Origin of the sequence: Legionella gratiana (assembly GCF_001467695.1) — a bacterium.
Classification (GTDB): domain Bacteria; phylum Pseudomonadota; class Gammaproteobacteria; order Legionellales; family Legionellaceae; genus Legionella; species Legionella gratiana.
In genome coordinates this window covers 102933-115969 of sequence record NZ_LNYE01000029.1, presented here as the reverse complement: position 1 = coordinate 115969, position 13037 = coordinate 102933, and the positions used below count along the sequence as shown (strand labels likewise).

The following is a 13037-nucleotide window of genomic DNA, read 5'->3' as shown; positions in this document are numbered from 1 at the left end:
ACCCCCGTAAAATAAGTAGCACTTATTACGGGGATTCAGCTCAAAAAACTGAGTGATGCTTAAATGCTGATTCTTTGAGATTGACTCGGTAGCTGATTTTCAGCATCATCTTTAATTTTTAAAAGCTTATAGGTTTCATACAGTTTACCAGCAATTTCTTTCTCTTGATGTGAAGCAAAAAACTGCGGTCTATAAAGAGGTTTTTCTTGCCGTGTGATGGAATAGCCAATTGCAACGATGAATTCCGCTAAGGCGCGAAAGAAATTTCCGAAGCGGGTTGCATTCTCATGATTGTTAGTCAACTGTCTTACTTCTTTTTCAGTAACATTGGTCACTATTGCTTGAGCAGAGGCGATTTTGAATTGTTCTCCAGTAATTTTAGATGCCAAATACTCCGACCTAATTCCCTCTAAACCCGATTTTAAATTTTTTACCCCATCAGGAGTGTTATTAGGCATTTCCATTTCAAGGGACGCAATTGCATCGATCAATTTGTTAAGTTGGATAACTTCGTTTGAGGTAAGCCTTTCAGTATATTCTTGTCTTTGACTCGCTAATTTAGTTTTAAGATTTGCAATGCCTGCAGAAATGTTCTTTGATATCTCAGAATAAATATCGTTTTCTTTTTGTAAGTCTTTCCTAATCTGATTAAGATCATTAAAATCATTACCATATATTTCGGCCAGAGGAGATTTTTTTAGTTCTTTTTCTAACTCATTTAATTCTGTTTCTAATTGCTCTTTACTCTTCAAAAATTTATTAATTCTCTTTATTTGGTAATCTAATGACTGTGTAATTGTAGAAAGTTTTTGTTCCGCCTCATCTTTCTTTGTTTCTATCTGTTTCTTGGATAATTTGTTTGTTGATAATTCCTTCATTATAGAGTCAGAAATTGTCCACGCTGTTGTTATGTCTCCCTCATAATGCTGCAAATAGTTTAACAGTCGTGGATCATTCTGCAGTCTTGGATCCTGCTTTAGATCCTCATAACATTTCTTAAGATTCTTAAACTTATCAAGTTGTACGTTTAAAGAGTTCAGGGAACATTTTGCATAATCAACTCTATTCTTTTCTACTGGTTTGATAGCAGGCTCCAGTGTATTGACTAAAAAATCAATTAATTTTTCATTTATTTGCCTCAAGGTCACTTGTGCATTTTTTGTAATTTCAATTTGTTTCAGGATTTGCTCACTAGAATCAGAGACTTGAGCAGTAAATTCACGCTCTCTTTCACGGATAACCTCATCTACTTGCTGTAATAGAGAATCATATGAGCTCAATACTTTTAGGTCGAGCTCATCCTTTACTAAAGCGACTTTTTCTTCGAATTCCTGACGAAGTGCTCTAATTGCACTTACTTCTAAACCATATTGCTCCGATAATTGAGCTAATTCAGAGGTAAGTTCAGTTAATGTTTTTATGCGTTCTTTGGAATGATGTATCTCATTGTCTATGAAGGAGTCATTTCCTTTTACGTCTGAAAAGTTTCCGTTTTTCTTTGCAAGCATTATTGTATAAGTATTAATAAGATTATTAAAATCAGCCAATTCAATTTCTTGGTTAGGTTCACTTTTTTCTAGCCAATTTTTTGCTTCTTCAAGGCGTTTCATCAATAAAGCATCTTCATTGAATTGTGTAGAAAAATAATCCATAGTTTGAGAAAAAGCATTTATTGAATCTTCGACATTATCCAAAAATTTATTGAATAACGACTTTTCATCGGATTTCGTATCCTTTAATCCTTGGACAATTGGATGTTCTACTTCTTCCCTTTTTGGTAGCTCGCTAAAATTGTTAATCATCAACTCGATTAAATCTAATTGAAAATTTTTAGCTTGAATATGAGCTGTGTTAATGAGCTTCTTTTGTATTGCTTTATCTTGGGTACTATTAACCGCCTCAATCATTGTGTGGACTGATTCTAGCTGCTGATCATCTCTTTCCAATTTTATTCTTTCTTGAGTGTTTTTGATTGCTCTGTATAACTCTTTTAAATAATTATTTTCCTCATCTTTTATTACTGGATCGTCTTTCATATTCGATAAACCCCTACGTATCAGCAATAAACTTGCTTATTGTTAGAATGATTCATTGGACTTTAAGAGCCAATGTATAAAATTTACACACCCAGGAATCGCAAATCAAATTGATTTTATTCATATTGGATATCAAATAATTTAATAATACAAATTAGGATCAGAATTTTATTGTTAAATAGAAATAAATAGTGATTGAGCTAGTTTTAAACCAGCTCAGATTAGATAGTACGTCTGTAGATTACTTAACCATGAAATCGATCGCTTGCACTGATTGGCCTTGCATGCTTCTCAATATATTCAATAATTTTCCCAGCAATATTAATCCCTGTTGCCTTTTCTACACCTTCAAGGCCTGGTGATGAATTAATTTCTAAAACTAAAGGACCATGATTAGAACGAATTAAATCAACACCTGCAACCTTTAATCCCATAGTTTTTGCAGCTCTAATAGCAATTGTTCTCTCTTCTGGGGATAATTTTACTTTAATCGCCGTACCTCCTTGATGCACATTAGCACGAAATTCGCCATCTTTTGCTTGTCGTTTCATAGCAGCAACAATCTTCTCACCGACAACAAAACAACGAATGTCAACTCCACGTGATTCCTCAATAAATTCTTGCACTAAAATATTGGCGCGCATTTCTTTAAAAGCATTGATAATACTCACTGCAGATTGATGGCTATCTGCTAAAATCACCCCTTTCCCTTGAGTTCCTTCCAATAATTTGATCACTAAAGGTGCACCACCCACCATTCGAACCAAATCTTCAGTATCATCAGGAGATTGCGCGAAACTGGTCAATGGCATAGGAATTCCTTTACGAGCCAATAATTGGAGTGAACGAAGTTTATCTCGAGAACGAGAAATGGCTATTGACTCATTTAAAGTATACATACCCATAGTTTCCATATGGCGTAAAACAGCAGTACCATAATAAGTATTTGACGCACCGATTCTTGGAATTACCGCATCAAAATGAGGTAATGGTGTTCCTCCTCTGTAATGAACTTTTGGGCAGGAAGCAGCGACATTCATATAACAATATAACGGATTTATAAATTTTATCTCATGGCCAACAGCTTCACCCTCGGCTTTCAGACGCTTATGAGAATATAAATGTGGGTTCGTAGCCAATATTGCAATTTTCATGAAACACGCATTCCTTAACTATTTTTTATTCTTGTTATTTTTAAAAATTCTTGATGAGCAAAATAAACTTGTTTATAAACGATTCATATAAATTAAGCCTAGCCTAAAAAAACTAAAATCACATTGAGATTTAATAAAAAAGTTGCCTAATCAAGAAACCAATAATAGATAATCTCTTGCTAAAAGATCCGCATGATGTGGCGTAGTAAAAAATGCATTGAGCTCTCCTTGGGGATTAAATAACATCAATGCGCCACTATGCTGCATGTCATAATTTTTAGAGTCATTGTTTGCTTCAATCACCTTCGTATAGGCAATGCCCATTTCTCGAGTCATCAATTTAATCGACTCCTCATCTCCTCGTGCACCATAAAAATTAGGATGAAAAGAAGTCACATAATTGCCTAATTTCTGTTGATTATCACGCTCCGGATCAATAGATATCATCACTACTCGTGGTAAATTTTTTACACCTTTTTCATCAAGGATACGATACATTTTAGCTAACTCAGCCATAGTTGTTGGGCAAACATAGCCGCAATTAGTAAAACCAAAAAATAATAAAGTCCATTTACCTTCTAAACTTTGATTATCAAAAGCATTGTTATCAATTCCCGTTAGGCTGAATTTATTGACTGGTCTTGGGCGTTCAAGATAAGTACCATGGAATTTGCTTGCATCAATTTTTTTTTTAAAATGAATATGTTGTCCTACAAAAATTCCCGAAAATAACCCTGCAAGAGCCAACAAGACAACTACAGTAAAAGTAACACCCTTAGCTTTTAAACTCATTTTACTCTCCCCGTTTAAAGAACATAAATGAACTAAGTCTCCATAACAAAAATTTAATAGGTCTGTTGAAATTCTACTCTCCTGGCCAAAATGGCGAATTGTCAACAAACCCTATATAACGGAACTTAGTTCCTATATCCTTACAAATAATGATCAATCAATAAAAAGACAAACAGTAGCATCAAATAAATTATTGAAAATCTAAATGTTTGCATCGCAACCACAGACTTATCTGTATGATATAATTGATGCGCCCAAAATAAAAAACGTGCACCAAGCACTAATGCGCCAATCAAATAAAATAAGCCACTCATCCCAATAACAAAAGGCAATACGCTCACTACAACCAGTAAAATGGTATATAAATAAATATTCAATTTAGTAAATTGGATACCGTGAGTGACTGGTAGCATAGGAATTTGCGCATGTTGATATTCTTCATAACGATAAATCGCTAGAGCCCAAAAATGGGGCGGTGTCCAAATAAAAATAATGAGCACCAACAACAACGCTTGCGGATCCAAATGATTCGTCACAGCAGTCCAGCCTAATAATGGAGGCGCAGCGCCAGCTAACCCCCCTATTACTATGTTTTGTGGAGTAGCTCGTTTTAAATAACCTGTATAAATACCCGCGTATCCAATCAAAGTCATAAAAGTGAGCAATGCAGTTAACCCATTCACAAAAACCACTAAAACAGTTAATCCGATTGTTCCCATGATTAAGGCAAACCATAAAGCTTGACGCACTGAAACTTGGCCACTCGCTACAGGCCTTTTTTTCGTTCTAGCCATAATGGAATCAATTCGTTTGTCGACAAGATGGTTAATTGCCGCAGCACTACCTGCACATAACCCAATACCCAACAAAGAGGTACTTAACAGAAATAAATTTACCCACCCTGGAGCAGCAAGATACATACCAACTACAACAGTCAAGAGCATCAATAACACAACACGAGGCTTACATAATTCAACATAATTACGCCAAACGGCTGATGTAGGTTGCACTGTAGGATCAGCATGCATCATTCTGCCCCTTACGCGTAAAATGCAATGTGCTAAATACAGTAGCCAATAATAATGCCGCAACTCCATTGTGAGCTACAGCTACTGTAATTGGAAGTAAATAAATCACATTAAGAATCCCTAAAGTAAATTGAACTAATACCAAGAAAAACATCACTACAGCTGCTGTTTTAAGATACCTAAAGTCACTTTTCAAGAGAATAAAAAAGGAAAGCATTATCACATAAACAGCAGTTATCATTGCACCCAAGCGGTGTATAAATTGGATCGTCGTTCGCACATCATGCTCAAGTAATCCACCTTGATAATTTGCTCCTACTGGAGAAAATAAATGAAACCCCTGGGAAAAATGCAACTCAGGCCACCAAGCTCCGTTACATGTTGGAAAACCAATACATGAAATTCCTGCATAATTAGCGCTAACCCAGCCACCTAAAGCAATTTGTATCAAAACAATAAGAACGCCTAAACGTAACCAAGGACGCCATTGCGGTAAATCGTGACCACTTAAGGTGCTGATTTGACAGCGAAACCTACTTAAACAAGCAACGATCAACATACCTCCTACAAGATGCCCCATGACTACAACAGGTAAGAGTTTTAAAGTGACCGTCCACATCCCCAAAACTGCTTGAAAAATAACTAGGATTAATAAAGCAACAGGCAAATGCCAAGGTAAATGACCACCCTGTGCACGTTTACGTAAAACATAAAAGCCAATAAAAAAGATCAATAATGCTAAAGTACCCGCCATATAACGATGGATCATTTCAGTCCATGCTTTCCTAGTTTCAATAGGAATTTTTGGGTATTGAGTTTGAGCGGCCTGCAATTGTTCCTTAGTGCTAGGAAGAACCATCTGTCCGTAGCAGCCTGGCCAATCTGGGCAACCCAACCCTGCATCTGTGAGTCGAGTATAAGCTCCCAACATGACTACAAATAAAGATAAAAGAATAGCGCATGTTACGACATAGCGTAATAATTTATTTTGCATTGGATTTATCACTCTTGTTTTCTGTTGTATTGAGCAACAACTTTAAATCCTTATACACATCATCAGGGTTAACCTGTGGTGAATAACTGAGAATTAAATAATTATTAGGATCAGCTATAAAAATTTTTGCTTGAGCAAATAAAGCTCTTTGGGCTTGGATTTCGGTTGCAGGTAATTTCGTCACTTTAAAATCTATTTCTCTTAGAAAAGAGTGCTGTTCTTGAGATAATGAGGGTGATTTATTACCAAGAAGCAACCATTGATCAACTTGATATAATTTACGTCCTAACGCCAATCGAACTCTAGCTATAATATCGAGCTGTTTTATGCATGCTTTATCACAAACACTCGGATTCCAAAAAATAATACGCCATTTTGCTGCTCCTTCGAAGGAGTTCAACGCTACAGGTGGATTGAGTAAAGTTCCTTTATTAATCGTTGCAGTGCCTAACCAAGAAGGATGCTGATAAAACAAATACGCAGCTATTCCAGGAGTTGCAAATATTAGAACTAACAATAATAAAATGTAATATTTAGAAGCTTGTTTCTTCATTTTCTTTCTTCAGATTTAATGCCACAAATATAATTAGGACAACCAACGCCATTACAAACCACTGCAGGGCATAGGCTAAATGCCGCTGCGGGGGCATAGATACCGTCGCCCATTCACGCACAAATCCATTTGCCTCTTGTTTGTCGAGGCGAATAATAAACGGAGAGACCGCTTTTTGCAAAACTTGGCTAATCAATTGTGTATCCAAGCGTTCAAGAATTATTACTTTATTTCCTTTCTTTTCTAAGGAAGGACCTAAAACCCATTGATTTTTACTTGGAAAATACACAGATCCCTGTAATTTCACTAAACCATTTGGGGTCTTGATATTAGGAAGAATTCGACGACTCAATTCTCCAGGAACCCAGCCTCTATCAATCATAAGAACTGAACCATCAGGAAGTTCTAAAGGCGATAAGACATTATATCCAAATTGATGTTGGTGGTGTTGGTTATCTAATAAAAATATCTGTGGCAAATAAGTTCCTTTCAGTATAATACGCTCATATTGTAAGGGCTGCTTTTGATTATGAGTCCAAAAAAAAGGTTTTTGCAGTTCTTGAGTTTTTTGTGCCACAATCATTTTCTTTTTTTCATCTGCTCGTTGAATTTGCCAAAAACCAAGACGAGTAAATAATGAAAAAAATAGGATGGTGAGGATAAGCATCAACCAACTTGGGGTGAAACGAAATTTAAAACAGGTTAAACTGGGCATGGTTCATCAAATGTTCAAATGTTGGCCATAATCTGATGGCAATTTTCAGGAGTATAACAAATGATCACTAAAATTATCATCATCTTTGCCATGATTATTATCGCAGGCTCTTTAGCAAGTGGGCTTATTTTCCTCATTCGTGATTCGGGTAATTCGAAACGAACAGTTAGAGCATTGACCATTAGGGTAAGTATTTCTGTTAGTTTATTTATCTTTTTATTAATTGCTTTTAAACTGGGATTAATTAAACCCCATGGCATTTAAATTTAAGGATTTATTATGCGTCTATTATTCATCAGTTTTATATTTCTTTGTAACTGCATCCATGCAGATACTATAAAAAATTATATAAATATTGCCGATAATATTCCACAGATGGAAATTAAAGCAGATCCACAAGCTCAAGCTTGGGCTCGTTCAGCGCGACACGTTCTAACTATAACCTGTGAAAGTATTGCCGAAACAATGCTTCAGGCAAATGAAATTGCTAAAAACCAAGGCAATCCTATTTTTTGCCTACCTCCAAGCGTACAGCTTAATGCAACCACTCTTTGTCAGCTACTGCAACAAACTTATAAAGAAATGTCAAGCCAACAAAGTGACAAAGATTCGATGACCGTATCCCAGGTAGCTTGGCTAGGAGCAAGTAAACAGTATCCTTGCCAACAAAACACTGCGGCTAAAAATGAAATGGTCCATGTTTCTGCGGCATTAGGACAATCGTAACAACTATTAGAGCATCCATGAGCACGAAAACCGATGACGTGAGCAACTTCAGCTCTGGATAAAGGTGGAAAAATCCGGAAATTTCCAGAAAATTCCCTTCCTTAATGTCGCTACGTTGTTGTCCATATAAAGTCATCAACTAAAAATATAGTGCTTTTTCCTGTTTATTTTGTTATTATAATGTTCAATTTTTATATCACATTGCCTTTTTAGGCTACGTTTTACTCAATCAGGATTTTTATGTCTCAAGAAATCACCAACTTCACTTCTTTTAATTTTTCTGATGCCTTAAATAGAGCGTTAGAGGATATGAAGTTTACTATTCCTTCACCAATTCAAGCCCAAACTATTCCTTTACTGCTAGAAGGTAGAGATGCCATTGCCCTTGCGCAAACAGGAACCGGTAAAACTGCTGCTTTTGCGTTACCTATTTTGCAAAATTTATCCTTATCTTCGCGCAACACTCAAGCTTTAATTTTAGCACCTACGCGTGAATTGGCTATTCAAGTTGCAGAACAGTTCGAATTATTAAGTGCCAATCAACGCGGCATTACAATTGCGGTTTTATGTGGTGGCCAAGAATATGGTCGTCAATTGAAGCAATTACGAGCTGGAGCGCAAATTGTAGTCGGGACTCCAGGGCGAATTTTGGATCATATCGATAAAGGTACTTTGCTTTTAGACAATTTACGCACTTTCATCCTTGATGAAGCAGATGAAATGTTACGTATGGGGTTTATTGAAGATATTGAACTAATCATGTCTAAGTTGCCCGAGAAAAAACAAATAGGTTTATTTTCTGCAACTATGCCTCATCGCATACGCCAAATTGCTAATACGTATTTGCATAATCCCGCGTCTATTGAAATACGTGCCGAAACTGCCACAGTAAAAAGTATTGAACAACGTTTCTTGTTTGCATCAGGGCATCAAAAGCCTGACGCATTATTACGGGTGTTAGCAGTGGAAGAGCATCAGGGCGTTATTGTATTTGTACGCACTAAAAGCAGTACTGAAGAAGTAGCAGAAGTATTACAACAACAAGGGCTGCGAGCTATGGCCATACATGGTGACATTACTCAAGCATTACGTGAACGTATTATTGCTCAATTTAGACAGGGAGCAATTGATATCCTAGTTGCTACCGATGTTGCTGCACGTGGTTTAGATGTCGAGCGAGTCACTCATGTGATTAACTATGACTTACCTCATGATAATGAAACTTATGTTCACCGTATTGGAAGAACAGGAAGAGCTGGACGTTCTGGGGTTGCTGTGCTCTTTGTAACACCTAAGGAGGGTCGACTTATTACAAGCATCGAACGACATACTCGTCAGCGTATTACTAAAGTAGCTGTGCCAACAGACCATATGATCCATATGACACGCCAACAGCGTTTCATGGCGAATATTACTGCACGTTTAGAACATGAACACTTAACTTCATATAAACGAATTATTGAAGAATACATCAAAGAGAATAATGCTTCTGCCGTCGATGTTGCTGCAACACTTGCCTTATTATTGCATAAAGATATGCCATGGCAAAAGGAACAATCCTTGCCTAAAGAACATCGCCCAATGAAAGAAAGCCGTTCCGAACGTAATGGTAAATTCGAGCGCTCATCTTCTCGTTTTGACGAAAGAAAAAGTTTTGCTTTGGATAAGAAGGGTTTTAGAGAAAGCCGTAAAAAAACTAATGATTTAGAACAAGATTTGTTCCGTCTTGATGTAGGTAAGGTTCATGGAGTAAAACCAGGCAATATTGTCGGTGCTATTGCTAATGAAGCAGGTTTACAAAGTAAGCACATTACCGGCCTTAAAATCCTTGATGATCATTCTATTGTACGTCTTCCCAAAGGCATGCCTAAAGAAGTCATGAGCGGTTTAACCAAAGCTTGGGTTTGTGGACGGCAGTTAAAATTAACTTTAATCAGTTAGTGCTTAATTCAGTAATCACATCGCTCTCTACGAAGGCGCTAAATCGTCGATACATCTCTAAAAATTCAGTCTCACTCTACTCTCCCACGTTCCGCAGTTCTCTGCGGGATCTTCTAGGAGCTCTGTGCTAAAACACTGCAGACCGCGGACAAGCCCTAAGTTTGTCCATCAAATAATCATAATTATATCTTCTTCAGTGCTCTGTTTCATAGTTAATTTAACGTAACCATATGATAAATAATTAAAAATACTATATTACGTGATGATTTAAAAAAATTGCTTATGAACGATTTTTCATACTATAATGCCGATGTTTTTGTTTTTAAAACAATCAAATAAACTCTTCAAAATCAGTGCAGAAGTCATAGCTAGGGTCTGTTGACACTGCTTTTTTAGGATTAAGATTAAGGGTATTCATGAGACTGTTAGCAACTATAGGTGCTTTTTTATTTTCTGGGATTATTTCAGCAACCCCTCTTCATAATATCGTTATATTTGGAGATAGTTTATCTGATAACGGTAATTTGTATGAATTTATGAAAAAGCAAATTCCACAATCGCCCCCTTATTATGAAGGCCGTTTTTCTAATGGACCGGTCTGGATTGAGCATGTGATCGCCTCTTATTTTCCTGAAAATCCTAGCGATCATTTATTTGATTATGCTTTTGGAGGAGCCGGTGTTTCTGAAGAGGAAGGTGCGGATGATGTATTATTTACATTAAGGAGAGAGGTTAATAAGTATTTGTTGGAACATAATGACAAAGCTAGTGGAGACAGCCTTTTTGTGGTATGGATAGGAGCTAATAATTATATTGCATTACCTTCTGAAATTGAAAAAACGTTACACGATGTTCATACTGGAATTGTACATAGTTTACAACGATTAGTCGAAAAAGGCGCCAAACATATCTTAGTGGTGAATTTACCTGATTTAGGCCGGACCCCTGCTGCGTTTGAACTAGGTGCTGTAGGAGAGATGACTTTCTTTGCTAAAGAGCATAATCACTTATTAAATCGATCGATTGATAATTTGAGACATGAATATCCAGATGTAGAATGGCTTTATTATGATCTATATCAAGCCTTTGAAGAGGTCATAGAGCATTCGCAAGATTATGGCTTTACCAACCTTACAGATACTTGTGTTCAATTTGAGGATAACATCGCTCAAACATCTGTTTTAAAAATGGTTGCAGCAGTAAAATCTCAAGCAAAAGAAGATGTTTGCACAGGTTATTTATTTTTTGATTTAGTACACCCCACTGGATTAGCACATAAAATTCTAGCAGAAAAAGCACGATTAATGTTGGATCAAAAGGGTATAGAGTTTTCAGATTCCACTCAGACTACCCCATAGTATTGAGGTAGCGTGTGATTATTCGCGTAACCCTACTCCTTTTTTCAACAAAATCATGTTGAGCATAGTGAGTAAAACTAACATGAGTACAATAATACCCATAGCCAAAGAGATGCTTACTTCACTTTGGCCTATCATTGCACTTCTCAGTGCATTAACCATATATAAAATAGGATTAAACCAGGATACCTTTTGCCAAAATTCTGGCAACATGGTAATGCTGTAAAATACCCCCCCCAAATAGGTAAGCGGGGTCAAAATGAACGTTGGAATAATCATAATATCATCAAAATTACGGGCAACCATTGCGTTAGTGAAACCTGCCAGTGAAAATATTGCAGAAACCAATAAGACCACTAACAGAGTCATAGGCAAATGACTTAACTCCAGGGTTAAGAAAGAACTAGCCACAAGAAAAACTAAAACAGCAACAATTAATCCTCTAAATACGCCCCCTAAGACATATCCTAGAAGTAAAAGACCATGATGCATCGGACTAACAAGCATTTCTTCAACGCTTCTTTGAAAGCGAACGCTGTATAATGAAGAAGATACATTGCCATAGGAATTAACAATCACTGACATCATAATTAGTCCTGGGGCAATGAACATTGGATAGCTTACTCCTTCAATATTGCCAATGCGAGGCCCTATTAAGCTGCCGAAAATAAGAAAATAAAGTGTGGTTGTGATTACTGGGGGTAAAAAAACTTGGGATGCAATACGAAACATCCGAACAAGTTCGCGTCGTACCAAAGTATAAAGTGCAATAAGTTGTTTTTTAATGGCCATTTTTTATGAGATCCAAAAAAAGCTCTTCCAAGCGATTGGTTTTGTTGCGCATACTATGAATCCGTATTCCTTGTTTGGTGAAGAGAGCAAATGCGTCATTTAAACTTAAGTGATTATCAACTCTAAGTTCTATAGTAGTACTATCAATGAGTGATGGTTTGAATGGGTGTAAATCAGGCAAAGTATTCATGCGATCTTCTGTATTAAAAATAAAAGTCTGATGTCGCAATGTTTGTAACAAAGCCTTCATCGAAGTATTTTTTATAATTTCTCCTTTATCGATAATGGCAATGTTCTTACACAATTGTTCTGCTTCCTCAAGATAGTGAGTCGTAAGAATAATTGTTGTTCCTTCTGCATTAGTGCGGATTAAAAACTCCCACATACTGTGTCTGATCTCTATGTCCACGCCAGCTGTAGGTTCATCAAGGATCAATACCTTGGGCTTATGCACTAACGCCCTAGCAATCATCAGTCGACGTTTCATGCCACCAGACAAATGACGTGTTATAGAATGTCGCTTCTCCCAAAGGCCTAATTGTTGCAATAATGATTCAACTTGAGGTTGGGCATTTTTTCGCGAAATCCCATAATAACCTGCTTGGTTTAGTAAAATTTGTTCACAAGTTTCAAAAATATTAAGATTAATTTCCTGGGGTACAAGTCCTAAACACGATTTGGCTTTTTCAGATTCTTTTTCCAAATCATAACCATAAATACAGATGCTACCAGATGTTTTTTTGAGTAAGGTAGTTATTAAGCCGATGGTTGTTGATTTTCCCGCCCCATTTGCTCCCAGCAAAGCAAAAAAGTCACCCGTGTTAATGGTTAAATCAATGCCTTTCAATGCTTGAACACCATTAGCATAAGTTTTAGATAGCTGTTTAATCTCTAGGGCATGCATAAGGGATAAGTGAAAATAAAAATATCATTATACACAAGAATCGT

13 protein-coding genes are annotated in these 13037 nt (G+C 36.6%); 4 read left to right on the top strand and 9 right to left on the bottom strand.

Translation table 11 applies throughout. From position 1 onward, the window contains the following. Nucleotides 1–59: 59 nt before the first annotated feature. The 7 genes from Lgra_RS13490 to Lgra_RS13460 all read right to left on the bottom strand — a co-directional run bounded on the left by Lgra_RS13490 (nt 60) and on the right by Lgra_RS13460 (nt 7272). Nucleotides 60–2036, bottom strand: coding sequence for a coiled-coil domain-containing protein (locus tag Lgra_RS13490; RefSeq protein WP_058499792.1), 1977 nt, complete (start codon nt 2034–2036; stop codon nt 60–62). A 245-nt stretch (nt 2037–2281) separates the two neighbouring features. Next, nucleotides 2282–3190, bottom strand: a complete 909-nt coding sequence (gene rimK, locus Lgra_RS13485) for a 30S ribosomal protein S6--L-glutamate ligase (protein ID WP_058499791.1) — start codon at nt 3188–3190, stop codon at nt 2282–2284. Between the two features lie 150 nt (nt 3191–3340). Then, complete coding sequence (locus tag Lgra_RS13480; protein ID WP_058499790.1) at nt 3341–3982, bottom strand: SCO family protein; 642 nt, start codon at nt 3980–3982, stop codon at nt 3341–3343. Nucleotides 3983–4122: 140 nt separating this feature from the next. Next, complete coding sequence (gene cyoE / locus Lgra_RS13475; RefSeq protein ID WP_058499789.1) at nt 4123–5010, bottom strand: heme o synthase; 888 nt, start codon at nt 5008–5010, stop codon at nt 4123–4125. Beyond that, the gene (locus Lgra_RS13470; RefSeq protein ID WP_172468385.1) at nt 5000–6004 is read right to left on the bottom strand and encodes a COX15/CtaA family protein; all 1005 of its coding nucleotides are present in this window, start codon (nt 6002–6004) and stop codon (nt 5000–5002) included. The genes cyoE and Lgra_RS13470 overlap by 11 nt, the downstream gene beginning before the upstream one ends. Continuing rightward, nucleotides 5994–6557 (bottom strand): hypothetical protein, encoded by a 564-nt coding sequence (locus tag Lgra_RS13465; protein ID WP_058499787.1) that lies wholly within the window; start codon nt 6555–6557, stop codon nt 5994–5996. Before Lgra_RS13465 ends, Lgra_RS13470 begins: the two co-directional genes overlap by 11 nt. Continuing rightward, on the bottom strand, nt 6538–7272 hold the full coding sequence (locus Lgra_RS13460) for an SURF1 family protein (protein WP_058499786.1): 735 nt from the start codon (nt 7270–7272) through the stop codon (nt 6538–6540). The genes Lgra_RS13465 and Lgra_RS13460 overlap by 20 nt, the downstream gene beginning before the upstream one ends. A gap of 60 nt (nt 7273–7332) precedes the next feature. On the opposite strand from Lgra_RS13460, the gene Lgra_RS13455 reads away from it, so the two are divergent. The 4 genes from Lgra_RS13455 (at nt 7333) to plaA (ending at nt 11297) form a co-directional block, all read left to right on the top strand. Then, entirely contained in the window at nt 7333–7536 is a 204-nt protein-coding gene (locus Lgra_RS13455) for a twin transmembrane helix small protein (RefSeq protein WP_058499785.1), read from the top strand. Nucleotides 7537–7551: 15 nt separating this feature from the next. Then, nucleotides 7552–7998: a hypothetical protein gene (locus Lgra_RS13450; RefSeq protein ID WP_058499784.1), complete on the top strand. Its 447-nt coding sequence runs from the start codon at nt 7552–7554 to the stop codon at nt 7996–7998. Nucleotides 7999–8238: 240 nt separating this feature from the next. Further along, entirely contained in the window at nt 8239–9939 is a 1701-nt protein-coding gene (locus tag Lgra_RS13445) for a DEAD/DEAH box helicase (protein ID WP_058499783.1), read from the top strand. Nucleotides 9940–10355: 416 nt separating this feature from the next. Further along, nucleotides 10356–11297: a GDSL family lysophospholipase PlaA gene (gene plaA / locus Lgra_RS13440; RefSeq protein ID WP_058499782.1), complete on the top strand. Its 942-nt coding sequence runs from the start codon at nt 10356–10358 to the stop codon at nt 11295–11297. Nucleotides 11298–11315: 18 nt separating this feature from the next. On the opposite strand, the gene Lgra_RS13435 is transcribed toward plaA, so the two are convergent. Both Lgra_RS13435 and Lgra_RS13430 read right to left on the bottom strand, forming a co-directional pair. Then, nucleotides 11316–12089, bottom strand: coding sequence for an ABC transporter permease (locus tag Lgra_RS13435; protein ID WP_058499781.1), 774 nt, complete (start codon nt 12087–12089; stop codon nt 11316–11318). After that, nucleotides 12079–12993, bottom strand: a complete 915-nt coding sequence (locus tag Lgra_RS13430; protein WP_058499780.1) for an ABC transporter ATP-binding protein — start codon at nt 12991–12993, stop codon at nt 12079–12081. The genes Lgra_RS13435 and Lgra_RS13430 overlap by 11 nt, the downstream gene beginning before the upstream one ends. Between the last annotated feature and the right edge of the window lie 44 nt (nt 12994–13037).